Consider the following 26,302-nt stretch of genomic DNA (forward strand, 5'->3'; position numbering starts at 1 on the left):
GAAGGCCGATGGCGCAGGCACGCCCGGCGCGGCGCATGGCTGCGGCGTTATAATCAGCTCATCATTCCCTGCCGCGCCACCCCGTCCGGAAAGCGAGCGACCCACCCATGCACTACGCCCTCGCTCCCCGTACCTTCCTCTTCAGCCACTACTTCTACACCGGCCTGCGCATCGCCACCGGCATCATCGGCCTCACACTGGCCACCTACGCGGTCGCCGACCTGCCGAGCGCGGTCGCCGTCGCCATGGGCGCCCTGTGCACCAGCCTGATGGACATGCCCAGTCCCTTGCGCCACAAGTTCAACGAAATGCTGGCCGGCGTCCTCTTTTGCTCGGCCGTGGCGCTGCTGGTCAGCCTGAGTTCGCAAGTCGGGTGGCTGCTGTACACCGTGATCGTGCTGGTCGCTTTCCTGTCCAGCATGATGGTGGTCTACGGCAGGAAGGCGATGCCGCTGCAGTTCGCGGCGCTGTTCGTGATGCTGCTCTCGAGCGAAGCGCCGAGCACGCCGGGCCAGGCCCTGCACCATGGCGCGCTGTTTTTTGCCGGCGGCGCGGGTTACATGGCGTATGCGATGTTCGTGGTGTGGCGCATGCAGCGCCGCCTCAAGCAGCAGGTGCTGGCCGAGGCGCTCTATGAACTGGCGGTCTACACCAACCTGAAGGCAGGCTGCTACGACATGGCCACCAGCCTGCCGCGGCAGATGGAAAAGCTGGTGCGCGAGCAAAGCGTACTGGCCGAGCGCCAGCAGGCCTCGCGCGACCTGATCCTGCGCGGCAAGCCGACACCCGAGGAGGCGATCCTGGTGCAGGTGCACTACGCCATGTTCGACCTGTACGAACTGGTCCTGGCGACCGATACCGACTATGGCGTGCTGCGCCGCCATTTTGCCGGCGGACCCATCCTGCCGCTGCTGGGCGACCTGATCGGCAAGGCCGCGCGCGACATCGAGGCGGTGGCGTATGCGATGACGCGCGACCAGCCGTCGCGCTCGACGGTCGATTATCGCGAGCACTTGGACGCGCTCGACGCCGTGCTGCGCCAGCTGCCACCGGGGGATGGGGAGGATGCCGATGCGCAGGCGGCGCTGCGCGCCACGGCCAGCAAGATCGGCGCGGTGATCGCGATGATCGCGCGCCTGCACGCCGCGAGCCGGGCGTCCCATGGCGCGCGGCCGACGCTGCCCCATGCGGACCTGACGCCCTTCCTGACCCAGCAGCGCTACAGCATCGGCCTGCTGCTGGCCAACCTGCGCTGGAGTTCGCCGATCTTCCGCTTCGCGCTGCGGGTGGCGATGGCTATTTCGGTCGGCCTCGTGTCCTCGCGCTGGCTGCCTTACACGTCGCACGGCTACTGGACCGCGCTGACCATTGCCGTCATCCTCAAGCCGAGCTTCAGCCTGACGCGCCAGCGCCGCGCCGACCGCCTGGTCGGCACCCTGGTCGGCTGCATGCTCACCGCCGCGATCCTGCACGTCGTGCATACGCCGGCCCTGCTGCTCGGCGTGCTGTTCGTGGCGACTGTCGCCGCGTCCACGTTCCTGTCCATCAAATACCGCTACACGGCAGTCGCCGCCAGCGTGCAGGCGCTGCTCCTGATCGGCCTGACGGTGCCGCATGGCGGCAGCGGCATCGGCGAACGCCTGCTCGACACGCTGCTGGGCACGCTGATCGCCACCTTCTTCAGCTACGTGCTGCCGAACTGGGAATACCAGAACCTGCCGCGCCTGGTGGAGGCGGTGCTGGACGCCAACCGCAAGTACTTCGATGCGGCGGCCGACCTGCTCCTCGAGCGCGGCGCCGACGATGTCGAGTACCGCATCTGCCGCAAGCGGGTCATGGACAGCCTGGCGACGCTCGGCGCGGCGCTGGGCCGCATGCTCGACGAGCCGGCGGCCAAGCAGCGCGCGCCCGCCGAACTGAACCGCTTCACCGTGCAGAATTACCTGCTGCTGGCCCACGTGGCCGCGCTGCGCCTGCTCTTGCAGCGTTACCCCGACAACCTGCCGTCCAGGGAGGTCGGGGCCGCGCTCGAGCGCAGCTTCGCCGAGGTCAAATCGGGCCTGGGCGCGGCGCCCGCGGCCGCTCCCGCGCTGGCGCCGGGGGAGACCACCTGGATCGCGCAATGGCCCGGCTGGGCGCTGCTGCAACGGCGCCTGCGGCTGCTGGAGGCCGATGCCGCCCAGGTCGCGCAGAGCGCCGCCGCGATCGCGGCCGCCCTCGGCCGGAAATGAGGCACGGTGGTACCGGCTGCGCGTTTTGCATAGGAGCGCGGGCGGAAACGACGGATAATGGCGGATTCTTCGCTTTCAGCACCATTTCGGAACGCTCCCATGGAAATCAAAGTCAACTTCCTCGACAAACTGCGCCTCGAAGCCAAGTTTGACGACTTCACCGTCATCGCCGACCAGCCCATCCGCTACAAGGGCGACGGCTCGGCGCCCGGTCCCTTCGATTACTTCCTGGCCTCGTCGGCCTTGTGCGCGGCGTATTTCGTCAAGCTCTATTGCAACACCCGCGATATCCCGACCGAGCATATCCGCCTGTCGCAGAATAATATCGTCGACCCCGAAAACCGCTACCGGCAGATCTTCAAGATCCAGGTCGAGCTGCCGGCGGATATTTCCGAGAAAGACCGCCAGGGCATCCTGCGTTCGATCGAGCGCTGCACCGTGAAGAAAGTGGTGCAGGCCGGGCCCGAGTTCGTCATCGAGGAGGTGGCGAACCTGGATGCCGACGCCCAGGCCCTGCTGACCCTGCAGCCGGACGCCGGAGCGCGCACCTGTATCCCCGGCAAGGACCTGCCGCTGGAGCAGACCATCGCGAACATGTCGGCCATGCTGGCAAGCTGGGGCATCAAGATCGAGATCGCCTCCTGGCGCAACATCGTGCCCAATGTCTGGTCGCTGCATATCCGCGACGCGCATTCGCCGATGTGTTTCACGAACGGCAAGGGCGCATCCAAGGAAAGCGCCCTGGCGTCGGCCCTGGGCGAATATATCGAGCGCCTGAACAACAATCACTTCTACGCCGGCGCCTTCTGGGGCGAGGACCTCGCCAACGCCCACTTCGTGCATTATCCGAACGAGCGCTGGTTCAAGCCGGGCAAGCGCGATGCGCTGCCGCGCGACATTCTCGACGACTACTGCCTCGGCATCTACGATCCCGACGGCGAGCTGCGCGGCTCGCACCTGGTCGACACCAATTCCGGCAACGCGGCGCGCGGCATCGTTTCGCTGCCGTTCACCCGGCAGTCCGATGGGGAAACGGTGTATTTCCCGTCCAACCTGATCGAAAACCTCTACGCCAGCAATGGCATGAGCGCCGGCAATACCCTGGCCGAGGCGCAGGTGCAATGCCTGTCCGAGATTTTCGAGCGTGCCGTGAAACGCGAGATCCTGGAAGGCGAAATGGCCTTGCCGGACGTGCCCCCGGCGGTGCTGGCGAAATACCCCGCCATCCTGGCCGGCATCGCCGCGCTCGAGGAGCAGGGCTTCCCGGTGCTGGTCAAGGATGCGTCGCTGGGCGGGCTGTATCCGGTCATGTGCGTGACCCTGATGAACCCGCGCACCGGCGGCGTCTTCGCCTCCTTCGGCGCGCATCCGAGCTTCGAAGTGGCGCTCGAACGCAGCCTCACCGAATTGCTGCAGGGGCGCAGTTTCGAAGGCTTGAACGATTTGCCGCAGCCGACCTTCGCCAGCGAAGCGGTCAAGGAGCCGTACAACTTCGTCGAGCACTTCATCGATTCGAGCGGCGTCGTGTCCTGGCGCTTCTTCAGCGCCAGGGCGGACGTCGATTTCGTCGAATGGGATTTCAGCGGCCAGGGCGAACATTCGAATGCCGAGGAAGCCGCGACCCTGTTCGGCATTCTCGACGAGATGGGCAAGGAAGTGTATACGGCCGTGTACGACCAGCTGGGCGCCGTCGCCTGCCGCATCCTGGTGCCCGGTTATTCGGAAATCTACCCGGTCGAAGACCTGGTTTGGGATAACACGAACAAATCGCTGCTGTTCCGGGAAGATATCCTGAACTTGCACCGCCTGGACGACGAGCAGCTGGAAGGCTTGCTCGAGCGCCTGGAAAACAACGAGCTCGACGAATATTCCGATATCGCCACCCTGATCGGCGTCGAATTCGACGAGAACACGGAATGGGGCCAGCTGACGGTGCTGGAGCTGAGGCTGCTGATCAATCTCGCCTTGAACGAATTCGAGGAAGCGCATGAGCTGGTGGGCGCCTTCCTGCAGTACAACGACAACACCGTCGAGCGTAAATTGTTCTACCAGGCCATGAACGTGGTGCTGGAAGTGGAACTCGACGACGAGCTGGAGCTCGACGATTACGTTGCCAACTTCCGCCGCATGTATGGCGACGCGCGGATGGATGCGGTGCTCGGTTCGGTCAATGGCAGCGTGCGGTTCCATGGGCTGACGCCGACCAGCATGCAGCTCGAAGGGCTCGACCGCCATCACCGGCTGATCGACAGTTACCGCAAGCTGCATGCGGCCCGCGCCCGGGCGGCAGCCTGAGCCCGGTGCTAAACTGCCGCCTTCACCATCGAAGTGACCACAGCCATGACCACAAAGAAACCGCCTGCACCGGGCAAACCTGACGGCACGCCCGCGGGCCGGCCCGACAATCCTTTCATCGACGGCGGTTTCTACGACCGCGTGCGCGACTACACCGAGCGCGATGCCACCTTTTCGAAAGAGTTGAAGGCGATCGCCGAGCGCGGCGCCGGCAAGGCGGGCACCGACGCGCGCTTCGCGCCGTCGCTGGAATTGCTGCGCGGCGTGGTCAAGAAGGGTGTCTCGCTCGATGCCATGTTCGAACGCATCGTCCAAGGCGCCGATTCCGGCCTGTGGGAGCCCTGGCTGGCCGCCTACGGGATCGAGCTGCGCGGCGTCAGCTACGGCAAGGCGGGGCCGCGCAACGCCCGCCTGGCGCTCGACATGAGCCTGAACGCCAAGGCCAACCCGCTGTTCGCCAACGCCGGCATCCGCAACTGGCGCAGCCTGGTGGCCGAAGACTGCGCCCAGCTGCAGGTGGAAAAGCCGACCGTCGAGACGGCGGCCAAGGCGTATGCGATCTTCTTCCTGGACGCGGCCGAATGAAGCGGCGGCACCTGCGCGCAGCGGAAGGAAGGGGGATGATGATCGGCCACCCCTGCGGCAGGGCGCCCGTTGCCGGCCTCGTCGAGACCTTGCCGGCAGGCTTCTGATTTCGCTCGCCCCATGTGCGTCAACTACCGGCCTCCCACGCCCGAACAGTTCGGCACCCTCGGCGCCTTCAGCGATCTTCCGGCCGACTGGCGCTGGCCGGAAGAAACCTGGAAGGACTACGCCGCCCCCATCCTGCGCTCCGCTGGCGACGGCCGGCCTAGGGCCTGCCTGGCAAGCTACGGCATGGTCCCGCGCCGCGCGATCGCGCCCGGGATCAAGCCGTTCGATACCATGAACGCCCGCGCCGAGTCGCTCGGCGAACGGCGCTCCTTCGCCCCCGCCTGGCGCCGCCTGCAGCTGTGCGCGGTGCCGATGGCATGGTTCTACGAACCCTGCTACGAGAGCGGGCGCGCCGTGCGCCATGCGATCGGCATGCGTGACGAGCCGCTGTTCTTCGTGGCCGGCCTCTGGCGCGACTGGCCGGAAGCGGACGGTTCTGTCCAGTTCTCGTTCACCCAGATCACCATCAACGCCGACGAACACCCGCTGATGCGCCGCATGCACAAGCCGGACGACGAAAAACGTTCGCTGGTGATCCTGCCGCACGACGAGGTGGACGGCTGGCTCGCCTGCACCGACACCGGCATGGCGCGCAGCTTCCTGCGCCATTTTCCGGCGCAGCGGATGCGCGACTGGCCGGCGCCGGCGGCATCGCGCAAGGTCCTGGAAAGTTCGCCGAACCTGGAACTGTTCTGATCGTTCGAATTGTCTTGAGCACGTGGAGAATGCATGAAGCTACTGTCTAGAGGGGAACGGCTGCCGCTCGCGGCGCACGCGCCGGACGGCGTCCTGCAGGCCGGCTTGTCCGCACGCGGGCTGGCGCTCGACTTCGCCTGTTTCGCGCTCGACGCGCAGGGCAGGCTGTTCGACGAGCGCTACATGACCTTCTTCAACCAGATCGCCACTCCCTGCGGCGGCGTGCGCGCCGCGCAGGCAGGCGCGGACAAGGATGGCTTCAGCTTCGACCTCGCGCGCCTGCCGGACGGCGTGCAGCGGGTCGTGATCACCGCCAGCATCGACGGCGGCGGCCGCATGTCGCAGCTGGCGTCGGGCGACCTGCGCTTGCTCGGCGGGGAGACCGAATTTGCCCGCTTCGCGTTCGCCGGACCGGACTTCGGCGCCGAGCAGGCCGTCATGCTGGGGGAGCTGTACCGCAAGGAAGGGCAGTGGCGCTTCATGGCCGTCGGCCAGGGCTTCAACGGCGGGCTCGCCGCCCTGGTCGCTCACTTCGGGGCCGACGTCGCGGGCGGCGCCGCGCCTGCCGCGCCGGCCGCGCCCGCGGCCGGCCTGGAAAAGCGCGTCGGGCAGGCCGCGCCGCAGCTCGTCAGCCTGGTCAAGTCGGCGGGCGTGTCCCTGGCGAAGGTGGGACTGGACGGGCACCGCGCCAGGGTTTGCCTGGTGCTCGACATCTCCGGATCCATGAGTGGCCTCTACAGGAAGGGGCAGGTGCAGGCTTTCGCCGAGCGCATCCTGGCGCTCGGCTGCCGCTTCGACGACGACGGCGAGATCGACGTGTTCCTGTTTGGCCGCGACGTCCACCGCGACGAGCCGATGGGACTGGACAACTTCGCGGGCTATGTCGGCCGGATGATCGAGCGCCACCCGCTCGAAGGCGACACCCGCTATGGCGCGGCGATGCAAGCGGTGCGGCGCCATTATTTTCCCGACGCCGCCGGCGCGCAACGCAGCACGCCCTGCAGGGCGGCGCTGCCGGTGTATGTCATGTTCGTCACCGACGGCACGACCTCCGACCAGCCCCTGACCGAGCGCCAGCTGCGCTGGGCCAGCCGCGAGCCGATTTTCTGGCAGTTCATGGGGATCGGCAAAGGCAAGAAATCGAAGAACAAACGCCTGGCCGATTTCGCCGATGCCGACTTTCCTTTCCTGGAGAAACTCGACGAACTCGACGGCCGCCTGATCGACAACGCCGACTTCTTCTCGGTCGCCAGTCCCGACGAGCATTCCGACGCCGCGCTGTACGACTTGCTGATGACCGAGTACCCGGCCTGGCTGAAGCTGGCGACGCAACACGGGCTGCTGGGCTGAAGCGCCGCTGCCGGTGCGCGCCTGCAAGGCAGGCGCGCACGGGTTATCATCCTGACCTCACTTGACACAGGACCTTAACGCCATGACGACGTCCAGCTACCCCGACACCCGCCTCCTGATCGCCAACGAATGGCTCGACGCCAGCGGCGGCAAGACGATCCCGGTCCTGAACCCGGCCACCGGCCAGCCGATCGGCACCGTGGCCCATGCCACCATCGCCGACCTCGACCGCGCCCTGGCGGCGGCCCAGAAGGGCTTCGAGGCCTGGCGCGCCGTGCCGGCCGCCGAGCGCGCCAACAGCATGCGCCGCGCCGCGCAGCTGCTGCGCGAACGCGCCGGCGAGATCGCGCGCCTGCTGACGCAAGAGCAGGGCAAGCCGCTAGCCGAAGCCAAGGGCGAGATCCTGGCCGGCGCCGACATCATCGACTGGTTCGCCTTCGAGGGCATGCGCGTGTATGGCCGCATCGTCCCGTCGCGCAATCCCGCCGCGCAGCAGCTGGTGCTGAAAGAGCCGGTCGGCCCGGTCGCGGCCTTCACGCCGTGGAACTTCCCGATCAACCAGATCGTGCGCAAGCTCGGCGCGGCCCTGGCGACCGGCTGCTCCTTCCTGTGCAAGGCGCCGGAAGAAACCCCGGCTTCGCCGGCGGCGCTGCTGCAATGCTTCGTCGACGCCGGCCTGCCGCCGGGCGTCGTCGGCCTGGTATTCGGCGACCCGGCCGAGATTTCCGGCTACCTGATCCCGCATCCGGTGATCCGCAAGGTGACGTTCACCGGCTCGACCCCGGTCGGCAAGCAGCTCGCCGCGCTGGCGGGCGCGCACATGAAGCGCGTGACGATGGAGCTGGGGGGCCATGCGCCGGTCATCGTCGCCGAGGACGCGGACGTGGCACTGGCCGTGAAAGCGGCCGGCGGCGCCAAGTTCCGCAATGCCGGCCAGGTCTGCATTTCGCCGACCCGCTTCCTGGTGCATCACGCGATCAAGGACGAATTCACGGCCGCCTTCGTCCAGCACGCCGAACGCCTGAAACTGGGCGACGGCCTGGCCGAAGGCACCACGCTGGGCCCGCTGGCGAATGCCCGCCGCGTGACGGCGCTGGCGAAAGTCATCGAGGATGCGCAGGCGCGCGGCGCGACGATCGCCACCGGCGGCAAGCGTATCGGCGAGACCGGCAACTTCTTCGCGCCGACGATCCTCGCCGACGTGCCGCTGGAGGCGAGCGTGTTCAACGACGAGCCGTTCGGCCCGGTGGCGGCGATCCGCGCTTTCGACAGCCTGGAAGACGCGATCGGGGAAGCCAACCGCCTGCCTTACGGCCTGGCCGGCTACGCCTTTACGCGTTCGATCAAGAACGCCCAGCTGCTGATGAACCGCATGGAGGTGGGCATGGTGTGGATCAACCAGCCCGCCACGCCGAGCGCGGAGATGCCTTTCGGCGGCATCAAGGATTCGGGCTATGGCTCCGAAGGCGGACCGGAGGCGCTGGAGGCCTACCTGAACACCAAGGCGGTGTCGATGGTCGGCGTGTAAGCGCTTGCCCGGCCGGGACAAGGACAGCCCTGCCGGTGCCGGGTCGGCCGCTTGCTACAGCAGGAAGGGCCGCGCGCCGGTTCCGGCCAGGGCCTGCGCGCCGTCGGTCTCGTCCTTCAGCGCGACCCCGCTCAGCTGGCGCCGGCGCGCTTCGCCCAGCAGGTAGTGCAGCCTGGCCGCCGCGTCCTCGACGCCCAGGCCGGCCGGACGAACGTTCGAGATGCAGTTGCGGCGTTCGTCGGTCAGGCCCACGCGCGGCGCCCAGGTGAGATACAGGCCCATGCTGTCGGGCGAACTCAGTCCCGGCCGCTCGCCGATCAGCACCACCACCATGCGCGCTGCCAGCAGTTCGCCCACTTCATCGCCCACCGCCACGCGCCCCTGCTCGACGATCGCCAGCGGCGCCAGCGTCCAGCGCTCGCACGCCAGGCGCGCGCGCAGCGCGCGCAGGAAGGGCGCGGCGTGCTGGCCGATGGCGAGGGCCGACAGGCCGTCGGCGGCGACGATGGCGAGCTCGCAGCCCTGCGCGGCGGCGCCCGGGGCCGCCAGCCGCGCGCGCGAGGGCGGGTCGAGCCGGCGGCCGAGGTCGGGCCGCTGCAGGTAGACGTTGCGGTTGGCGGCCGCGCTGTGCAGGCGCAGGGGCGGGGGCAATTCCGGCCATGCCGCTTCCAGCGCCCGGCCCAGCGCCGCCGTGTCGAGCGCCTGGTGCACGGCGTCGCGCGCACGGGCATGGGCCAGCTGGAAGTCGAGCTGGGCACCGGTGGGCTGGCTGATGCCGCTGCGGCCGAGGGCGATGCGGGCGGCGGTGAAGCGGCGCAGGGCGTGCCAGGGGTCGGGGGTCAGGTCGGTCATCGTGGCTCCTCAGCCCAGCTGCAGCAAGGCGCGCGCGAACGGCGCCGGCAGCGCGCGGCCCAGCGTGGCCTGTGCGTCGTCGGTGAAAATGCCGAGCTCGCGCAGCCAGGCGTGGAATTCCGGCGCCGGCCGCAGGCCGAGCGCGCGGCGCGCATACAGGGCGTCGTGGAAGGAAGTGGTCTGGTAGTTGAGCATGATGTCGTCGGCGCCCGGAATGCCCATCACGAAATTGCAGCCGGCCGCGCCCAGCAGCGTCAGGAGCACGTCCATGTCGTCCTGGTCGGCTTCGGCGTGGTTGGTGTAGCAGACGTCGACCCCCATCGGCAGCCCGAGCAGCTTGGCGCAGAAATGGTCTTCCATGCCGGCACGGATGATCTGCTTGCCGTCATACAGGTATTCCGGCCCCATGAAGCCGACCACCGAATTGACCAGCAGCGGATCGAAGGCGCGCGCCACCGCGTAGGCGCGCGCCTCGCAGGTCTGCTGGTCGAGGCCGTGGTTGGCGCCGGCGGACAAGGCGCTGCCCTGGCCGGTCTCGAAGTACATCAGGTTCTGGCCCAGCGTGCCGCGCCCGAGCGAGAGGGCGGCCGCCTGCGCTTCGCCCAGCAATGCCAGGTCGATGCCGAAGCTGGCGTTCGCCGCCTGCGTGCCGGCGATCGACTGGAACACCAGGTCGACCGGCGCGCCGCGCGCGATCGCGGCCATCGTGTTCGTCACATGGGTCAGCACGCAGGACTGGGTCGGAATCGCATGGCGGCTGATAATGTCGTCGAGCATGGTCACCAGCGCGATCACCTGCGCCACGTTGTCGGTGGCCGGGTTGATGCCGATGACGGCGTCGCCGCTGCCGTACATCAGGCCGTCGAACAGGCTCGCCGCGATGCCGGATGCGTCGTCCAGCGGATGGTTCGGCTGCAGGCGGGTCGACAGCGTACCGGCCAGGCCGATGGTGTTGCGAAAGCGCGTGACGACGCGGCATTTGCGGGCGACCAGCACCAGGTCCTGGATGCGCATGATTTTCGAGACGGCCGCCGCCATCTCGGGCGTGACGCCCGGGGCGATCGCGCGCAATGCCGCCTCGTCGGCCGCGTCGCCCAGCAGCCAGTTTCGAAAGTCGCCGACCGTCAGGTGGCGGATGGGCGCGAATGCCGCCGCGTCGTGCGTGTCGACGATCAGGCGCGTGACTTCGTCGCTCTCGTAGGGCACCACGAGTTCGTTCAGGAACGTGGTCAAGGGCAGTTCGGCCAGGGCCATCTGCGCCGCCACGCGCTCTTCGGCGCTGCCGGCCGCCACGCCCGCCAGGTAGTCGCCCGAACGGGCGGGCGACGCCTTGGCCAGCACCTCGCGCAGATCGGCGAAGGCATGGGTGCGACTGCCGACACGGTGGCTGATCCGGCTCATCGCCCGCTCCTCTGGCTGCGCATCGGGGTCTGCATCGGGAATCCTTCCTGGCCTCGGCCATGAATACCGATCCTGCCACATTTCGGCGCGCCCGTCCGCAGCGCAGGAAATGCGAAGCGCCGCTGGCCGCCGGCCAACGCGGCGCGGCCCTTCGTTGGGGGCGGCACGACCGGTGCCCCGGCCCCATGCCGGCCGCCCGCCGGCCGCCCGCCGCCGCGACAGCCCGCGCCGGCGGGGTTGCATCGGCATCCGGTTCGACTATGCGGCTGGCATAATGTTGCACAATAGCGAGACGGCAGGCGCCGAAGGACGGGCGCGCCAGCGGTGGCGGCTAGCGCATGCCTATCGCAGGTGCGGCAGGTGCGTTTTTTCGCGCGATGGCCCACAATGCAGCTGTCGACCAGGGAGGTAGCGGATGCGCGATGCGATCGTTGTCGGTGGCGGCCACAATGGCCTGGTGTGCGCCTTTTACCTGGCCCGCGCCGGCCTGAAGGTGACCGTCCTCGAAGCGCGCGGCGTCGTCGGGGGGGCCGCCGTCACCGAGGAATTCCATCCCGGTTTTCGCAACTCGGTCGCCGCCTACACCGTCTCCCTGCTCAATCCGAAAATCATCCGCGACATGGACCTGGGCGCACACGGCCTGCGCGTGGTCGAGCGGCCCTTGTCCAACTTCCTGCCCACCGACGACGGGCGCTACCTGAAGGTCGGCGCCGGCCGCACCGCCGCCGAGGTCGCGAAATTCTCGCAGCGCGACGCCGCCAGGCTCGCGGCCTATGCCGGCCACCTGGACACGGCGGCGGACCTGCTGCGCGAGCTGGTGCTGCAAACGCCGCCGAACCTGGGGCAGGGCGGCTGGCTCGCGGCGCTGCCCGAGCTGATCAAGGCCGGCAAGCTCGGCAACCGGATGCGCAAGCTGTCGCTGTCGACCCAGCGCGAACTGCTCGACCTGTTCACCAAGTCGGCCGGCGACTACCTCGACGGCTGGTTCGACAGCGCGCCGATCAAGGCCGTGTACGGCTTCGACAGCGTGGTCGGCAACTACGCCAGCCCGTATTCGCCCGGCTCGGCCTATGTGCTGCTGCATCACGTGTTCGGGGAAGTCAACGGCAAGAAGGGCGCCTGGGGCCACGCGATCGGCGGCATGGGCGCGATCACGCAGGCGATGGCGAAGGCCGCGCAAAGGCTCGGCGTCGAGATCCGCACGGGTTGCGCGGTGGAGCAAGTGCTGCTGCAAAAGGGCCGCGCCACCGGCGTCGTCACGGCCAAGGGCGAACGGCTGGACGCGCGCGTGGTCGTGTCGAACCTGAATCCCCGCCTGCTGTACACCAGGCTGGTCGATCCCGGCGCCTTGCCAGACGACTTCCTGCGCCGCATGCGGGCCTGGCGCTGCGGCTCGGGCACTTTCCGCATGAACGTGGCGCTCTCGGAACTGCCCAGCTTCACCTGCCTGCCCGGCAGGCAGGCCGCCGAGCACCACGGCAGCGGCATCATCATCGCCCCCGGCCTGCAGTACATGGAGCGCGCCTACCACGACGCCCGCAGCTTCGGCTGGTCGCGCGCGCCGATCGTCGAGGTCCTGATTCCGTCGACGCTCGACGCCACGCTCGCCCCGCCCGGCCAGCACGTGGCCAGCCTGTTCTGCCAGCACGTCGCGCCCCAGCTGCCCGACGGGTCGAGCTGGGACAACCACCGCGACGCGGTGGCGGACCTGATGATCGAGACGGTCGAGCGCCATGCGCCGGGGTTCAAGGCTTCCGTGCTCGGACGCCAGGTCATGAGTCCGCTGGACCTGGAGCGTACCTTCGGGCTCGTCGGCGGCGATATCTTCCACGGCGCGCTGGGGCTGGACCAGCTGTTCGCGGCGCGCCCGATGCTGGGACATGCCGATTACCGAGGACCGGTCGCCGGGCTCTACACCTGCGGGTCGGGAACCCATCCGGGCGGCGGCGTGACCGGGGCGCCGGGACACAACGCGGCGCGCGAGGTATTGCGCGATGTTGCGAACCGGTCCCGGTCACGGCCGTCCGGGAAGGCGGGAAACACGACACCGCAGGGCAATATCGACGAAGGCCTGCCGGCGTCGGCCGGATAAACCCAAGAAACGTTTTCTGCGCGTGGAAGTCCCACGCATGGGGAGACGACGCCGAGGAGAAACCATGGCCGGGATCGCGCGGATCGACGACGAGATCATCGACACCGATTATTTCATCCGAACACTAAAGCCCACTGGGCAGTTCGAAGGGCTGGTCGAGCAGCCGGTGCGCGAGAAGCTGGCCGTGCATGCGGTCGGGAAGCAGGGCTTGCCCCTGGCGCCGCAGGAGATCCGGGGAGCGAGCATGCGGTGGGCGAGGCGCGCGAGAACGGCGGCCGGGTCGCATCGGAGCCCTCGCGCCCCTTCATCGCCGAAACACCCGAAAGCAGGCCCTGCCAGTACGCAAGCGACCAACAGCTTGTGCCACATGCGCGGCTCCTCTTTTGTGCTGCCTTCGACAGAATTCGACTTGCGATCCGAGTGAGAGTGTGACAGATTTAGATGCTTCGATGCGCACATCAGTACGACCTCGGCTGGAGTTTCCGATCATGCGCCACACCGCTTATCTGTCCGCACTGCTGGTGGCAGTTCTGCTCGTCGGCATGACGGTTGCCGGACTGGCGCCGGGACTGCCGCCCGAGCCCGCCGCGCACGCGGCAACCCAGGCGGCAAACCAGGCGCCCGCGCCCGATCCCGCAGCTCCCCATCCCTATTTCATCTGGCCCAACGATGGCACCGTCATCACCGGCGGCAAGTTCTGGGTGCGGATGGGGCTGCGCAACATGGGCGTCGCGCCGAAGGGCACCTCGGTGCCCGACACCGGCCACCATCACATCCTCGTCAATACCGGCTTGCCGCCGTTGACGGAACCGATCCCGAACGACCGCAACCACGTCCATTTCGGCGCCGGCGAAACCGAGGCGCGCATCGAACTGCCGCCCGGCACCCATACCCTGCAATTGCTGCTGGGAGACACGAACCACGTACCGCACAGGCCGCCCGTGGTCTCGACAAAGATCACGATCACCGTCCGCTAAGGAGCTGTCCCGGCAGGAAGGAGGAAGTCGATGACGATGCATGGCAAACGCGAGCGAGGCGCGCGGAGCCTGCATGGCGCACCACGCAAGGGCGAACGACGCAGCACCCGCTTGCCAGGCGCGTCGGCAACGGATCACTTCCTACCGGGATCCTTCCAAGTTTCTTTGCTTGCCGCGGGAGACGCCATGCGTACAGGTGGCGGCCGAATACCGGGTACTGGCGGCACACGGCCTGCTGCGGCAGGCGAAGCCGGCGCGGCTGCCCTCGATCAGCCTGACAGGGCGCGGCGGCATCTCGGGCTTCGCACTGGGCTCGCTCCCTGAATCGTTCACCTCCGGTCTGCTGCCGGGCATCCTGCTGCCGCAAGAAGGCGGCGCGGACCCGCAGCCGATCGTCGTCAGCGCTTTTCCCTTCCTGGCCAGTGGGGCCGACGACGCCGTCGCCCGCTACAGGGAGACCGAACCGGCCCAGGTGAACTACCTGTCGCGCCGGCGCGCGCGCGTCTTCCTGAAAGGCGGCGCGCCGCACCTCCCGGGCGGCATTGCGCCGAGGAATGCGCGGCCGATCCTGAAGATCGGGATCGCCGAACACGACCGGGGCTTCCTGCGCGAGGGGCTGGCGGTGCAGCTCCAAGTTCAATGCGTTTCCCTATCCGCGCTACGGACGCATTGGCGGCACGCTGCAATTCATCTCGCCGGCGACCGAGCAGCCGGTCTACGAGGGCCGCGTGTCGCTCGACCGGCTCGAGTACCAGGTCGGCGAGACGAGGTATCCGCTGCGCTACGGGATGACGGCGGTGGCGGAGATCGTCGTGCGCGAGCGGCGCCTGATCGACCTGGCGCTCGATCCGTTCCGGAATATCGGCGGGTGACCGCGTCTTGCATGGGAACCGCGCCCCAAAAGCCCGTTCGCGGGCTTTTTTGTTGCGCGTATGTCAGCTACTACACGGTTCTCGGTCGGGCTTTTGTGCACAATCGGAACATCCGAACGCACAAGGAAGCCCCACATGTCCACCTCGCCGATCTCCGTAGAACAGGCACTGCAAACCGCCGGCGTCGGCAAATTCCAGTACCGCCTGTTCCTGATTTTCGGCCTGGTCTGGATGGCCGATGCGATGCAGGTGCTGTCGATCGGCTTCAGCGCGCCGTCGATCGCGAAAACCTTCGCCATTCCGGTGCCGCAGGCGCTGCAGACCGGCACCCTGTTCTTCATCGGGATGCTGGTCGGCGCCTTCGTTTTCGGGCGCCTGGCCGACCGCATCGGGCGCCGTCCTGTGCTGATGGCGGCGGTGGTGATCGACGCCTGCTTCGGCGTGGCGTCCGCCTTCGCTCCCGATTTCACCTGGCTGCTGGCGCTGCGCTTCCTGACCGGCATCGGGGTCGGCGGCACGCTGCCGGTCGACTACACGATGATGGCCGAGTTTTTGCCGAGCGACCGGCGCGGGCGCTGGCTGGTGCTGCTCGAATCGTTCTGGGCGGTCGGCACCATCCTGCTGGCGATCCTGGCGCTGGTGGCCGTCGGCTGGGGCAACGACGCCTGGCGCGTGATCTTCTTCGTGACCGGTCTGCCGGCCCTGGTCGGCGTCGTCCTGCGCCTGTACGTGCCCGAGTCGCCGATGTACCTCAATCGCAGCGGCCGTTCGGAGCAGGCCAGGGCGGTGCTGCAGCGCGTGGCCGACGCCAACGGCGGCAAGGCATCGATTCCCCCGCTGCGCCCCGAACTGCCGGTCAAGAAAACCCTGTTCGACCTGTTTTCGGGCACGCTGCAGCGGCGCAGCATCGCCCTGGGCGTGGCCTGGGCGCTGATCTCGATCGCCTATTACGGCGTGTTCGTCTACCTGCCGGTGAAACTCAGCGCCGAAGGCTTCGGCTTCATGCGCGGCCAGGAATTCCTGATCCTGCTGGCCGTCGTCCAGCTGCCAGGCTTCGCGCTGTCGGCGTACGGCGTCGAGCGCTGGGGGCGCAAACCCACCCTGATCGGCTTCCTGCTGCTCAGCGCGGTGGGCTGCATGTTCTACAGCTTGGGCAGCGCCACCGCGATCGTCGTCGGTTCGACCTTGCTGATGAGTTTCGCGCTGCTCGGCACCTGGGGCGCGCTGTACGCCTTCACGCCCGAGGTGTATCCGACCGATCTGCGCGCCAGCGGCATGGGCATGGCGGGCGCCGTCGCACGCTTCGGCGGCCTGTTCGCGCCCACGCTCATCGCGCCGGTGATGGCGGCGCATTTCACGCTGTCGCTGGCGATGCTGGCCGGCTGCCTGGCGGTCGCCGCGATCGCGATCGCCAGCGTGGACGTGGAGTCGCGCAACCGGGCGCTGGAGTGAGAATGCGCCGGGCTCGCTTGCTCGGGAGTGTGTCGAGCGCCCTGGCGAAAGGGGCGCATCGATCCGCACATCCACGCCGGGGCGGCCGGTGGGCCGAGCCGGCGACCGCTACCCGCGGTGCGACGGAGAACGAGCTGGCCCGGTAGATCGAGACCGCCCGATACGCTATCCTGTCGCCTGTGTCGAATTGGGGCGGTGCGATGGACAGTGTCGGGTGGGGTGTGTCATGCTAGAGAAGGATGAATCGTCGCTCCCGGAGGCGGATGCGCCGCAGCCGCGCCTGCCGCCCCGGCTGACGCCGGCCGATGCCCTCGCGCGCAAGGCGCAGCGCGAGCGGCGCGACGCCGCGATGCGCGGCGTCGCCTCGATCGATGCGATGCGCGCGGCGATCAGGGATGCCGCCCGCAAGCTGCCGGCCATCCTGGCGGTGCCGCGCGCCGCCAAGCTAGACGCGGCCGGCTTTCGCCGCCGCGCCGCCGAAGGACTGCCATTCCTGGTCCCCGGCCTTGCCAGCCACTGGCCGCTCGCGACGTTCACGCCGCAGACCTTGCGCGAGCGGTTCGGCACCGTCCCGGTGCGCGCCCGCGTCGGCGACTACGTCGGCACCGCGTTCGCGCCCGACCGCGCGATGCAGGACATGTCGATGCTCGAATACCTCGACCTGGCAGCGGGCGGCGCCGAGGGCTTGCCGCCCTACCTGGGCAACCTGGAATTGCGTGAACTGAACCGCTTCTGCCACTGGCCGGCGTGGTTCGCGAAACCGGGACCGCCGCGCTTCTGGCTCGGACCGGCGGGCACGGTGACGCCCCTGCACGCCGACTACGACGACAACCTCTTCGTCCAGATCTGGGGCAGGAAGCGCATCTTGCTGGCGCCGCCGCACCACGACGCCTTCCTCTATCCGCGCGAGGCCAACGCGCTGCTGTACGGCTCGCCCTTCGATCCGGAAGCGCCGGATTTCGACGCCTATCCGCTGGCGCGCCAGGCGGCGCTTCTGGAACTGATCGTCGAGCCGGGCGACATGCTGTATGTGCCGGCAGGGTGGTATCACCAGGTGCGCTCGCTGAGCTTCTCGCTGTCCTCGAACCGCTGGTCGCGCACGCTGCCGCTGGCGCTGGCATAGCGCCGGACTTCAGCGCCGATCGCCGCGCCGATCGTCGCACTCATCCGCCTCGCGAGGGCCGCCGGTCTGTTCCGGCACCCGCGCACGCGGCAGATGCCAGTCGTATTTGAGCGCCGCCATGCGCAGGCCGAAGCACAGTGCGGCGCCGGCCACCGCCGTGGCGGTGGCCGGCAGATGCAGCGCGTCGCCCAGCACCACGACGCAGGCGCCGGCCAGCGCCGCGACCGCGTAGATGTCCGACCTGAACACGGCCGGCACGTTCGACAGCAGCATGTCGCGCGCGATGCCGCCGCCGATCGCGGTGAGCATCCCGAGCAAAGCCGCCATCACCGGCTCCAGCCCGTAGACCAGCGCCTTTTGCGCGCCCGCCACGCAAAACAGCGCCAGGCCGACACCATCGAAAAACAGCACCGGGGAGCGCAGGCGGTTGATGAGCGGATACCAGAAGAAGATGACCACGCCGGCCAGCAGCGACACCGCGAGATAGCGCCAGTCGCTGATCGCGGCCGGCGGCGCGGCGCCGATCAGGACGTCGCGCACGATGCCGCCCGAGTTGGCGGCGACGAACGACAGCACCAGCACCCCGAAGATGTCGAGGCGCCGGCGCGCGCCGGCGGTGGCGCCGCTGAGCGCGAAGACGAAGGTGCCGACCAGGTCGAGCGTGAGCACGAGGGTCTTCATGGCGGCCCCCATGTCGAGGGAAAGAACGTCGAACACTGTGACTACCTCTGGACTGGAATGGCGGCCGGGCGGCGCCACCACCCCGCGCCTGTTATTCGACCCAGCTGAAGCCGTCGCGTGCGAGCAGCGCGAACGCTTCCGGCGGACCCCACGAGCCGGCGGCGTAGGCATGCGGTTTTTCGCCCAGCGTGCCCCAGCCCTCGATGATCGGGTCGGCCCAGGACCATGCCGCCTCCAGTTCGTCGCGGCGCATGAAGTGGGTCAGGCGGCCGCGCACGACGTCGATCAGCAGGCGCTCGTAGGCTTCGGCGCGGCGCTGCTGGAAGGCCGATTGCAGGTCGAGATTGAGCGCGACCTGCTGCATGTGCATGCCGCTGCCGGGTTCCTTGGCCATGATCTGCAGCTTGATCGCTTCTTCCGGTTGCAGTTCGATGACGAGCCGGTTGGCCACGCCCCCTGGCGCGCCCGGGAACAGCGAGAAGGGCGGGTTGGCGAATTCGATGACGATCTTCGACGATCTGCGCGCCATGCGTTTGCCGGTGCGCAGGTAGAACGGCACCTTCGACCAGCGCCAGGTATCGACATGGGCGCGCAGGGCGACGAAGGTCTCGGTCATTGAATCGGGCGGCACATTGCGCTCTTCGAGGTAACCCGGCACTTCCTGGTTGCCGGAGACGCCATGGCCGTACTGGCCGCGCACCGTGTCGCGCGCGATGTCGGCCAGGCCAAGGCGGCGCAGCGAACGCAGCACCTTGAGCTTTTCGTCGCGTACCGCGTCCGGCGAGAGCGAAGTCGGCGGCTCCATGGCGACGATGCACAGCAGCTGCAGCAGGTGGTTCTGGACCATGTCGCGCATCGCGCCGGTGCTGTCGTAGAAGCCCGCGCGGCTGCCGACGCCGACTTCCTCGGCCACGGTGATCTGCACGCTCGAGATGTTGGGCGCGCGCCAGATCGGCTCCAGGATCGAGTTCCCGAAGCGCAGCACCATCAGGTTCTGCACGGTCTCCTTGCCGAGGTAATGGTCGATCCGGTAGATCTGCGACTCGGCGAAGTGCGCGCCGACGGCTTCGTTGATCTCGATTGCGGACGCGAGGTCGGTGCCAAGCGGTTTTTCCAGCACCACGCGCGCGTTGGCGTCGACCAGGCCGGACGCCGCCAGCTTGTCGCAGATCGTGGTGAACAGCGCGGGCGCGGTCGACAAATAAAAGACGCGCTCGGCGCCAGGACGCGAAGCGGCGGCGAGGCTGCCGAAATCGGGAGCGGCCTGGACGTCGAGCACGACGTATTCGAGCAGGTGCAGGAAGCCGTCCCAGGTCTTGTCGTTGAAGTTTTCCGCCGCGATGAAGGAGCGCGAATGCGCTTCCACGTGGGCCAGGTAGGCGTCGCGCGCGAGCTCCTGGCGGCCGGTGGAGAGGATGCGGGTCGAGGGCGGCAGGTTGCCGTGCAGGTAAGCCATGTACAGCGCCGGCAGCAGCTTGCGCATGGCCAGGTCGCCCATGCCTCCGAAAATGGTCATGTCGAGGGGTAGAGCGGTGTCGGGCGCGGTCGATTGGATCATGGTGTCGGCTCAAAAAGTGGGGCCGGCGCGCGGTGGCTTGCGCGCCGATCTGTTCGGGTGCCGGATACTATAGCCTAGATTGCATCGATCGATCGTCGCGCGCCCCGCAAAACGGGCGCCGCCGGCGCCGCGCCGGTGCGGATCGGTTATCCTTGCGGTAGACAAAACGAGAACAAGGGGACAACATGGAATCGGCCATCCTGAAACGCCGCGACATCGATTTTCTGCTCTACGAATGGCTGGACGTGGAGTCCTTGAACACGCGAGCGCGCTACCAGGACCACAGCCGCGAGACCTTCGACGCGGCGCTCGACACCGCCGAGCAGATCGCCACCGACCTGTTCGCGACGCACAACAAGAAGAGCGACGCCAACGAGCCGCGCTTCGACGGGGGCCACGTCACGATCATCCCGGAAGTGAAAACCGCGCTGGACGCCTTCTGCGCCGCCGGCTTCATGGCCGCCGGCCAGGATTACGAATACGACGGCATGCAGCTGCCCTGCGTGGTCGACAAGGCGATCGCCGCGTATTTCACGGCCGCCAACGTGGCCACGTCGGCCTATACCTTCCTCACGATGGGCAATGCGAACACGCTGCTGAAGACGGCGACGCCGCGCCAGGTCGAGCGCTTCGTGCGGCCCCAGCTCGCGGGCCGCTTCTTCGGCACCATGTGCCTGTCCGAACCGCAGGCCGGCTCCAGCCTGTCGGACATCACGACCCGCGCCGAGCCCGATCCGGTCGGCGGCATCGAGGGCGAGCGCCAGTATCGCCTGACCGGCAACAAGATGTGGATCTCGGCCGGCGAACACGAGCTCGCCGAGAACATCGTGCACCTGGTGCTGGCGAAGATCCCCGGCCCGGACGGCAAGCTGATCCCGGGCGTGAAGGGCATTTCGCTGTTCATCGTGCCGAAATACCTGGTGGGCGAAGACGGCGTACCCGGCGAACGCAACGACATCGCGCTGGCGGGCCTGAACCACAAGATGGGCAACCGCGGCACCACCAATTGCCTGCTCAACTTCGGCGAAGGCAAGTTCAAGCCCGCCGGGAAGGCGGGCGCGATCGGCTACCTCGTCGGCGAGCCGCACAAGGGCCTGGCGAACATGTTCCACATGATGAACGAGGCGCGCATCGGCGTGGGCCTGGGCGCCACCGTGCTGGGCGTGACCGGCTACCTGCACGCGCTCGACTATGCGCGCAACCGGCCGCAGGGACGCCCTCCGGCCGAGAAGGATCCTGCGAAACCGCAGGTGGCGATCATCGAGCATACCGACGTGCGGCGCATGCTGCTGGCGCAGAAGGCCTACACCGAGGGCGCGCTGGCGCTGATCATGTACTGCGCGCGCCTGGTCGACGAGCAGCGCACGGGCGCGTCGCCGGATGCGCAAGCGCGCGCCGGCATGCTGCTCGACTTCCTGACGCCGATCGCGAAATCCTGGCCCTCGCAATGGTGCACCGAGGCGAACAGCCTCGCCATCCAGGTCCACGGCGGCTACGGCTACACGCGTGAATACAATGTCGAGCAATTCTACCGCGACAACCGCCTGAACCCGATCCACGAAGGCACGCACGGCATCCACGGGCTCGACCTGCTGGGCCGCAAGGTGTCGATCCAGGAGGGCGCCCTGTTCAGGGCGGTGGGCGAGGAAGTCGCGGCGACGCTCGCCCTGGCGCGCGCGTGCGACAAGGCCGACCTGCATGGCTACGCAGGCCAGCTCGAGACGCTCTGGCGCCGCATCGGCGACGTGACCGCGACGCTGTACGGCGCGGGTGACATGAACAAGACCCTGGCCAACGCCAGCCTGTACCTGGAAGCGGTCGGGCATGTGGTGATCGCCTGGATGTGGCTGGAACAGGCGCTGGTGGCGGCGCGCCACGCGGACGGCGACGATTTCTACCGCGGCAAGCTGCAGGCCTGCCGCTACTTCTTCCACTGGGAATTGCCGAAGTCGGCGCAGCAGCTCGACCTGCTCGCCACGGTCGACACGACCACCCTCGACATGCGGGACGCGTGGTTCTGATGCCGGGTCTCGACGCTTCCACGGTCCAGTTCACGCTGAACGACATCGAGGTCGGCGCGCGCCTGGCCGCGGCACTGGCGCACCATGCGCGCACGGCCGGCGGCGCTCCGATCGCCTGCGCGCAGCTTCTCGAACTCGGCCGTTTCCTCGACCCGAAGGACGCGGCCATGGACCGTGCGGAGCTGCTCGGCATCGGGCCGAAACTGCGCTTCGTAGCCGATTTCTGCAAGGCGCAGGGCTATCCGAACCTGGCTTGCCTGGCGCAGCACCCGGCGACCGTGCGTGCGCTCGCAGATGCCGCCGCCGGCCGGGAAGCGCAGCGGCAGGCGGTGGCGGGCTTCGACTGGTCGCCGCTCGCGCACACGCTGCCCGATTACGTGCGCGCCGCACGCGCGGCCGTGCCGGCGCGCCTCAAGCCGCGCAAGGAGCGGCCGGCCGAAGTGGCGTGGTACGCCTACTTCAGCGCGCACCGCGAGGCCTGCAAGAGCATCACCTCGGCCGACAAGCGCGAGCTCGTCAACCTCGTCATGGCGGGGCTCGACCCTGAAACGGCGCTACGGCGCTTCCTCGATGCGAAGGCGGCCTTCGCGGGCACGGACTGAGCCCGGCAGTCGGAAAACCTTACAGCGACCGGCGGTTACAGTGCAGGCTTCACTAATTCGTTCTGAAAATCAATCACTTATTCTTTTGGCACAGTAATTGCTTATTTAAAACTACAAAAGATAAGGGGATCACATGAACATCAAGTCTTGCATCGCCGCGCTTGCGCTTTGCGTCCTGCCACTGACCAGTAGCGCCGGCGTCGTCTATCGCTGGGTCGCGACGAATACGGGCGCGCCCTTGAACATCAAGCTGGAATTGGAGTTCGACGTGCGCACGGTGAAAACGGGCGCGTTCGACCTTTCCTTCAGCGAAGCGCAGGGCAAGGCCCCGCGGCGCGGGCTGCTCGGCATGCGGTACAACTTCGATAGCAGTTTTCACGACGATATGGTTTATTCGGCGAAGCATGGCGGCTTCGACTTCCAGGATGCGAGCCTGAACATGTCCATGCTGTTCGACGGCGGGGACATCGCCTCCGGCTACATCGCCGCCTACGGTTTCGAGCACCACCTGGTGCTGGGATCGGCAGCCGATCGCCAGTTCACCGTCATCGATACCGACGTCGAAGGCGGCACGCTGGAATGCGGCTGGGTGACGGAGATTGCGTGCAGCGGAGCGACCGGCTACTTCGAGCGCGTGCACGTTGCCGAAGTGCCGGAGCCGACGACCCTGGCCTTGCTGGCGGTCGGCGCGATCGGCCTGGCGCGCGGCCGTAGAAGGCTCGCTGCGCGGTAAAGTCGACCCCATGCGCCGCGGCCCCGGGCGCATGCCGGATCGGCGGGCCCTGCGCTTCGGGTACGCTGTGCACGGGTCAGTGGCCGAGCAGCGCCAGGCTGCGCTCCCATTCGGCGTGCCACGGATCGAGGAAGGCATGCGCGGCGAATGCGCGGCGCAGGCTTTTCAGCGGCACCCGGTGCACGTCGTGCAGGCCGAGCGCCAGCACGACCGGATTCCAGACGATCTTCGACTTCGCCTTTTTCGTGCTCGCCTTGACGCGGGCGCCGTCGTCGCCAAAGATGCCGCCCGCCTCGCCTAGGGCGGCGTCCATGTCGAGCTTCACCAGCGCGCCGAAGGCGGCCAGCACCTGCTCCTTGTAGATCCCCGCCGTCGATTCGGCGGCCGCCTTCGGCTGTGGCGGCGGCAGCGCAGCGCGCTGTTCGGTCTTGACCAGCTTTTCCAGTTCCTTCTTCAGGAAGCGCAGCTCGTGCAGCTCCCGGCGAAAGCCCGGCGCCGGCAGGGTCGTCACGATCTTGTAGGCATCCTTGGTCATCGTGATCAGCACGTCCCCGCTGCCGGCGGCCAGGCGCGCGGTGTCGCCCTCGAAGAAGATCGGCGCCGCGTAGCCGCCATTGGCCTCGCCGAACAGGTCGGGATAGGCCGCGTCGTAGTCGAGCCAGACATAGGGCGTGACGCCATGCTCGATCAGGCGCGCCAGCGTCCATGGCGACGCGAGCTGCCGCTCGAGCCAGTGGCAGGCTTGTTCGAGCGTGGCCCGGTAGGGCAGGATGGTGATGGTCATGGTGTTTCCTTCAGCCGGCGCAGTTGCGCGGCCTGGTAGGCGCCGAAGGCGTCGTTGAACAGGCAGCGGATCAAGGGGTCGTCGACCAGTTCGGCCGTTTCCAGGTCCGTTTCGGTGGCCGCGTCGAAGCGCATGTCGTTGATCCGCATGTACATCGAGGTGAGCGATTCGCCGTTCGCCAGGGCCGCGTACAGCTTGGCGGCCGGGATCTCCGTCGTCCAGGCGAGCGGCGCGGCGTCGGGCGCGACAGGGTCGATGCCGTCTTTCTCGACGCGGTAGTGATGGCGCGTCTCGGTACCGGCGTGGTCGAAGACCGACAGGCGCCAGATTCGCGGCCGCGCGAAGAAGCTGTCCTCGGGCAGTTCCATGGCACGGTAGCGTTCGAGCAGACCGGTGCGGCAATAGGCGTCCACGCACCCGGCCTGTTCGGCGCTCAAGGCCGGAAAGCGGCGTGCAATCTCGCCCGTCGCCGGTGGCGCCGCGTGCGGATCGTAATCGTAATCGTAGTCGGCATCCCGATCGCCTGCCGGAACGACCCAGTCGAGCGCCCCGGCGGGCGTCAGCCCCGCGTGGTCGAGCCGCATCGACGCCGCGGGATCCATGCGCACCACGCGCGCATCCGGGAGCGCCGCTTCGACTTGCGCCTGGAATTGGCGGTAGCTGACCGGGAAGAAGGCGCGGTTGTACCAGGACCAGGGCTCTTGCAGGAACTGGCAGGAGCCGGGCACGACGAAGCGCGGGTCCAGGGCGCGCAGCTCGGCAATCCACTCGGCCGGCACGGCCGCCGGTGCGGGCGCGGCGCGCGAGGGCGACAGCACCTCCAGCTCGCGCATCGTCTGGAAGGGCCACAGCACCATGTCCCAGGGGCCGTGCGCGGCCAGCGCCGGCAGGGTATCGGGATCGATCCACGAATCGACCACGTTCAACACCTTCAGTCCATCCGCGTCGATCTGGAACAGCGCGTCGACATCGGCGTCCATCGCGATGCGCGGCGTGACGGCGAACGGGCCGACCTCGACCGGCATGTCGAGCGCCAGCGCGTACACGTTCAGGAAACCGAGCGCACGCACCATCGCGAACAGTGCGTCGAACTGGCAGTAGATGTGGAGCGGGGTCGCCCGGTCGAGCAGGTCCAGGCTCTCGAGCGAGCAGTGGTCGTCGTGGAAATGCGAGATGAAGACGGCGTCGAAGCGCAGCAGGCGGATCTTGTCGTGATCGAAGCGCACCGGCGGGAAGGCGTGGCAGTTGCGGCTGAAGGGGTTTTCGAAAATCGTGTCGAAGGCGATGCGCGTGCCCTTGCAGTCGAAGACGTAGCCGGCATGCAGGATCCGGGAGATGTGAAGCGGCATAGAGTGGGAATGAGGTTGCGGCGACGGCCGGAATGGCGCGTCGTCCGGCTGGCCGGCGCGCCATGTTAACACGGCGGCCGGCACGGGCCGCCGGCCTGTCAGCCGAACGAGCTGTCGTCCGCGCCGCCGTCGAAGGCATCGCCGGCGATATTGTCGCCGCCGGCGCCGGCATCGTCGAGCAGCGAGCTGCCGCCGTCCGTATTGCTGTCGCTCAGCAAATTGCTGGAGGGTTCGCCCGCGCCGCCGGCGTTGTTGAAGTCCTCGATCGGCGAGGTCAGCGAGGAGAAGGCGTCGTTGCTGCCCAGGAAGCCGTTGCCGTCCTGGTTGTCATTGCCCAGCAGGTTGCCGAGCCCCTGGAACAGGAAGGCGCCGGCGGCGACGCCGGCCGCGGTGGAGGCGATCGTGCCGAGGGCGCCCATCCCGCCGCCCATTCCGCCGCGCAGGAAGTTGCCGGCGCGGCTGGCCATCGAGGGCTGCTGGTAAGACTGCTGCTGGTAAGGCTGGTGATAAGGCTGCTGAGCCGGCTGGCCGCCGTGCGCCTGGGTAGGCTGGCGCTGGCCGGCGGAGTTGCCCCAGGCATTGGGGTCGAGGAAGCCGCCGCCCTGCAGCTGGCGCTGCAGGTTCGCGATCTCGGCCTTGGCATTGTCGAGCGCTTGCTGCTGCAGCAGGGCGCGCTGCACGAGCAGATAGGCGGCGTCGGGCTGGCGCGCCACGGCTTGCTGGATCATGGCGTCGGCCTCGGGATCCTTCTGCAAGCCGCGCGCCTGGACGAGCTGGCTCAGGAAATTTTCTAACAGCTGGGAATCTTGCGGACTCATGGTAGCACCCTCCACGTTGATTGAATGGTCAATGTCGCACCATTGTGGAGGGTTTCAGGATTCCCAAGCGCGCGCTCGGTTCGCCATGGCGCGGATGGTTTTCCGGGGTGGGCACGGCGTGCCCACCTCCTCAGAACGCGGCGATGCCGGTCTGCGCCCGGCCCAGGATGAGCGCGTGGATATCGTGCGTGCCT

General features: G+C 68.0%; 21 protein-coding genes and 1 pseudogene. 15 read left to right on the top strand and 7 right to left on the bottom strand.

Annotated elements, in window-relative coordinates:
- Window positions 1–107 precede the first annotated feature (107 nt).
- The 6 genes from ACFPOU_RS21590 to ACFPOU_RS21615 all read left to right on the top strand — a co-directional run bounded on the left by ACFPOU_RS21590 (window position 108) and on the right by ACFPOU_RS21615 (window position 8,793).
- The gene (locus ACFPOU_RS21590; protein WP_379726355.1) at window positions 108–2,231 is read left to right on the top strand and encodes an FUSC family protein; all 2,124 of its coding nucleotides are present in this window, start codon (window positions 108–110) and stop codon (window positions 2,229–2,231) included.
- Between the two features lie 99 nt (window positions 2,232–2,330).
- A complete protein-coding gene (locus ACFPOU_RS21595) occupies window positions 2,331–4,526 on the top strand; it encodes an OsmC domain/YcaO domain-containing protein (protein WP_379726358.1) in 2,196 nt (731 codons plus the stop codon).
- A gap of 45 nt (window positions 4,527–4,571) precedes the next feature.
- Entirely contained in the window at window positions 4,572–5,111 is a 540-nt protein-coding gene (locus tag ACFPOU_RS21600) for a hypothetical protein (protein WP_379726362.1), read from the top strand.
- 120 nt (window positions 5,112–5,231) lie between these two features.
- On the top strand, window positions 5,232–5,915 hold the full coding sequence (locus tag ACFPOU_RS21605; protein ID WP_379726365.1) for an SOS response-associated peptidase: 684 nt from the start codon (window positions 5,232–5,234) through the stop codon (window positions 5,913–5,915).
- Between the two features lie 33 nt (window positions 5,916–5,948).
- Complete coding sequence (locus tag ACFPOU_RS21610; RefSeq protein ID WP_379726368.1) at window positions 5,949–7,265, top strand: VWA domain-containing protein; 1,317 nt, start codon at window positions 5,949–5,951, stop codon at window positions 7,263–7,265.
- 82 nt (window positions 7,266–7,347) lie between these two features.
- On the top strand, window positions 7,348–8,793 hold the full coding sequence (locus ACFPOU_RS21615; RefSeq protein WP_379726371.1) for an NAD-dependent succinate-semialdehyde dehydrogenase: 1,446 nt from the start codon (window positions 7,348–7,350) through the stop codon (window positions 8,791–8,793).
- A gap of 54 nt (window positions 8,794–8,847) precedes the next feature.
- Here the strand turns inward: ACFPOU_RS21615 and eutC are convergent, their stop codons facing one another.
- Both eutC and ACFPOU_RS21625 read right to left on the bottom strand, forming a co-directional pair.
- Window positions 8,848–9,645, bottom strand: coding sequence for an ethanolamine ammonia-lyase subunit EutC (gene eutC / locus ACFPOU_RS21620; RefSeq protein ID WP_379726374.1), 798 nt, complete (start codon window positions 9,643–9,645; stop codon window positions 8,848–8,850).
- 9 nt (window positions 9,646–9,654) lie between these two features.
- Window positions 9,655–11,046 carry an ethanolamine ammonia-lyase subunit EutB gene (locus ACFPOU_RS21625; RefSeq protein ID WP_379726377.1) on the bottom strand — a complete coding sequence of 464 codons (1,392 nt, stop codon included), beginning with the start codon at window positions 11,044–11,046 and terminating at the stop codon, window positions 9,655–9,657.
- Window positions 11,047–11,461: 415 nt separating this feature from the next.
- On the opposite strand from ACFPOU_RS21625, the gene ACFPOU_RS21630 reads away from it, so the two are divergent.
- From ACFPOU_RS21630 to ACFPOU_RS21655, 6 genes and pseudogenes are all read left to right on the top strand, one after another.
- The gene (locus ACFPOU_RS21630; RefSeq protein ID WP_379726379.1) at window positions 11,462–13,138 is read left to right on the top strand and encodes a phytoene desaturase family protein; all 1,677 of its coding nucleotides are present in this window, start codon (window positions 11,462–11,464) and stop codon (window positions 13,136–13,138) included.
- Window positions 13,139–13,202: 64 nt separating this feature from the next.
- Entirely contained in the window at window positions 13,203–13,562 is a 360-nt protein-coding gene (locus ACFPOU_RS21635; RefSeq protein WP_379726382.1) for a hypothetical protein, read from the top strand.
- Window positions 13,563–13,626: 64 nt separating this feature from the next.
- Window positions 13,627–14,115: a DUF4399 domain-containing protein gene (locus tag ACFPOU_RS21640; protein ID WP_379726385.1), complete on the top strand. Its 489-nt coding sequence runs from the start codon at window positions 13,627–13,629 to the stop codon at window positions 14,113–14,115.
- 535 nt (window positions 14,116–14,650) lie between these two features.
- A pseudogene (locus ACFPOU_RS21645) lies at window positions 14,651–14,987 on the top strand (beta-barrel domain-containing protein); the annotation flags it as partial.
- A gap of 135 nt (window positions 14,988–15,122) precedes the next feature.
- Window positions 15,123–16,439 (top strand): MFS transporter, encoded by a 1,317-nt coding sequence (locus tag ACFPOU_RS21650; RefSeq protein WP_379726389.1) that lies wholly within the window; start codon window positions 15,123–15,125, stop codon window positions 16,437–16,439.
- A gap of 226 nt (window positions 16,440–16,665) precedes the next feature.
- Entirely contained in the window at window positions 16,666–17,562 is an 897-nt protein-coding gene (locus ACFPOU_RS21655; protein ID WP_379726392.1) for a cupin-like domain-containing protein, read from the top strand.
- Between the two features lie 9 nt (window positions 17,563–17,571).
- On the opposite strand, the gene ACFPOU_RS21660 is transcribed toward ACFPOU_RS21655, so the two are convergent.
- Together ACFPOU_RS21660 and zwf are read right to left on the bottom strand one after the other, a co-directional pair.
- Window positions 17,572–18,279, bottom strand: coding sequence for a trimeric intracellular cation channel family protein (locus tag ACFPOU_RS21660; RefSeq protein ID WP_379726395.1), 708 nt, complete (start codon window positions 18,277–18,279; stop codon window positions 17,572–17,574).
- Between the two features lie 55 nt (window positions 18,280–18,334).
- Complete coding sequence (gene zwf / locus ACFPOU_RS21665) at window positions 18,335–19,801, bottom strand: glucose-6-phosphate dehydrogenase (RefSeq protein WP_379726398.1); 1,467 nt, start codon at window positions 19,799–19,801, stop codon at window positions 18,335–18,337.
- A gap of 185 nt (window positions 19,802–19,986) precedes the next feature.
- Here zwf and ACFPOU_RS21670 point away from each other — a divergent pair, with 185 nt between their 5' ends.
- From ACFPOU_RS21670 to ACFPOU_RS21680, 3 genes are all read left to right on the top strand, one after another.
- Complete coding sequence (locus ACFPOU_RS21670) at window positions 19,987–21,822, top strand: acyl-CoA dehydrogenase (protein ID WP_379726401.1); 1,836 nt, start codon at window positions 19,987–19,989, stop codon at window positions 21,820–21,822.
- Entirely contained in the window at window positions 21,822–22,424 is a 603-nt protein-coding gene (locus tag ACFPOU_RS21675) for a hypothetical protein (protein ID WP_379726404.1), read from the top strand. Before ACFPOU_RS21670 ends, ACFPOU_RS21675 begins: the two co-directional genes overlap by 1 nt.
- 133 nt (window positions 22,425–22,557) lie before the next feature.
- Window positions 22,558–23,157: a PEP-CTERM sorting domain-containing protein gene (locus ACFPOU_RS21680; protein WP_379726407.1), complete on the top strand. Its 600-nt coding sequence runs from the start codon at window positions 22,558–22,560 to the stop codon at window positions 23,155–23,157.
- A 76-nt stretch (window positions 23,158–23,233) separates the two neighbouring features.
- Here the strand turns inward: ACFPOU_RS21680 and ACFPOU_RS21685 are convergent, their stop codons facing one another.
- The 3 genes from ACFPOU_RS21685 to ACFPOU_RS21695 all read right to left on the bottom strand — a co-directional run bounded on the left by ACFPOU_RS21685 (window position 23,234) and on the right by ACFPOU_RS21695 (window position 26,108).
- Entirely contained in the window at window positions 23,234–23,941 is a 708-nt protein-coding gene (locus ACFPOU_RS21685; protein ID WP_379726410.1) for a hypothetical protein, read from the bottom strand.
- Window positions 23,938–25,290: an MBL fold metallo-hydrolase gene (locus ACFPOU_RS21690; RefSeq protein ID WP_379726413.1), complete on the bottom strand. Its 1,353-nt coding sequence runs from the start codon at window positions 25,288–25,290 to the stop codon at window positions 23,938–23,940. Before ACFPOU_RS21690 ends, ACFPOU_RS21685 begins: the two co-directional genes overlap by 4 nt.
- Window positions 25,291–25,388: 98 nt before the next feature.
- Complete coding sequence (locus tag ACFPOU_RS21695; RefSeq protein ID WP_379726416.1) at window positions 25,389–26,108, bottom strand: DUF2076 domain-containing protein; 720 nt, start codon at window positions 26,106–26,108, stop codon at window positions 25,389–25,391.
- Between the last annotated feature and the right edge of the window lie 194 nt (window positions 26,109–26,302).

Origin of the sequence: Massilia jejuensis (genome assembly GCF_042656795.1) — a bacterium.
Taxonomy (GTDB): Bacteria; Pseudomonadota; Gammaproteobacteria; order Burkholderiales; family Burkholderiaceae_D; genus Telluria; species Telluria jejuensis.

Excerpts from the sequence above, each read along its gene's own strand:
- ACFPOU_RS21690 (WP_379726413.1), bottom strand. The coding sequence starts at position 25,290 with ATGCCGCTTCACATCTCCCGGATCCTGCATGCCGGCTACGTCTTCGAC.
- ACFPOU_RS21600 (WP_379726362.1), top strand. The coding sequence starts at position 4,572 with ATGACCACAAAGAAACCGCCTGCACCGGGCAAACCTGACGGCACGCCC.
- ACFPOU_RS21590 (WP_379726355.1), top strand. The coding sequence starts at position 108 with ATGCACTACGCCCTCGCTCCCCGTACCTTCCTCTTCAGCCACTACTTC.
- ACFPOU_RS21615 (WP_379726371.1), top strand. The coding sequence starts at position 7,348 with ATGACGACGTCCAGCTACCCCGACACCCGCCTCCTGATCGCCAACGAA.
- eutC (WP_379726374.1), bottom strand. The coding sequence starts at position 9,645 with ATGACCGACCTGACCCCCGACCCCTGGCACGCCCTGCGCCGCTTCACC.
- ACFPOU_RS21675 (WP_379726404.1), top strand. The coding sequence starts at position 21,822 with ATGCCGGGTCTCGACGCTTCCACGGTCCAGTTCACGCTGAACGACATC.
- ACFPOU_RS21670 (WP_379726401.1), top strand. The coding sequence starts at position 19,987 with ATGGAATCGGCCATCCTGAAACGCCGCGACATCGATTTTCTGCTCTAC.
- ACFPOU_RS21640 (WP_379726385.1), top strand. The coding sequence starts at position 13,627 with ATGCGCCACACCGCTTATCTGTCCGCACTGCTGGTGGCAGTTCTGCTC.
- ACFPOU_RS21635 (WP_379726382.1), top strand. The coding sequence starts at position 13,203 with ATGGCCGGGATCGCGCGGATCGACGACGAGATCATCGACACCGATTAT.
- ACFPOU_RS21685 (WP_379726410.1), bottom strand. The coding sequence starts at position 23,941 with ATGACCATCACCATCCTGCCCTACCGGGCCACGCTCGAACAAGCCTGC.
- ACFPOU_RS21630 (WP_379726379.1), top strand. The coding sequence starts at position 11,462 with ATGCGCGATGCGATCGTTGTCGGTGGCGGCCACAATGGCCTGGTGTGC.
- zwf (WP_379726398.1), bottom strand. The coding sequence starts at position 19,801 with ATGATCCAATCGACCGCGCCCGACACCGCTCTACCCCTCGACATGACC.
- ACFPOU_RS21625 (WP_379726377.1), bottom strand. The coding sequence starts at position 11,046 with ATGAGCCGGATCAGCCACCGTGTCGGCAGTCGCACCCATGCCTTCGCC.
- ACFPOU_RS21610 (WP_379726368.1), top strand. The coding sequence starts at position 5,949 with ATGAAGCTACTGTCTAGAGGGGAACGGCTGCCGCTCGCGGCGCACGCG.
- ACFPOU_RS21595 (WP_379726358.1), top strand. The coding sequence starts at position 2,331 with ATGGAAATCAAAGTCAACTTCCTCGACAAACTGCGCCTCGAAGCCAAG.
- ACFPOU_RS21650 (WP_379726389.1), top strand. The coding sequence starts at position 15,123 with ATGTCCACCTCGCCGATCTCCGTAGAACAGGCACTGCAAACCGCCGGC.
- ACFPOU_RS21655 (WP_379726392.1), top strand. The coding sequence starts at position 16,666 with ATGCTAGAGAAGGATGAATCGTCGCTCCCGGAGGCGGATGCGCCGCAG.
- ACFPOU_RS21605 (WP_379726365.1), top strand. The coding sequence starts at position 5,232 with ATGTGCGTCAACTACCGGCCTCCCACGCCCGAACAGTTCGGCACCCTC.
- ACFPOU_RS21695 (WP_379726416.1), bottom strand. The coding sequence starts at position 26,108 with ATGAGTCCGCAAGATTCCCAGCTGTTAGAAAATTTCCTGAGCCAGCTC.
- ACFPOU_RS21680 (WP_379726407.1), top strand. The coding sequence starts at position 22,558 with ATGAACATCAAGTCTTGCATCGCCGCGCTTGCGCTTTGCGTCCTGCCA.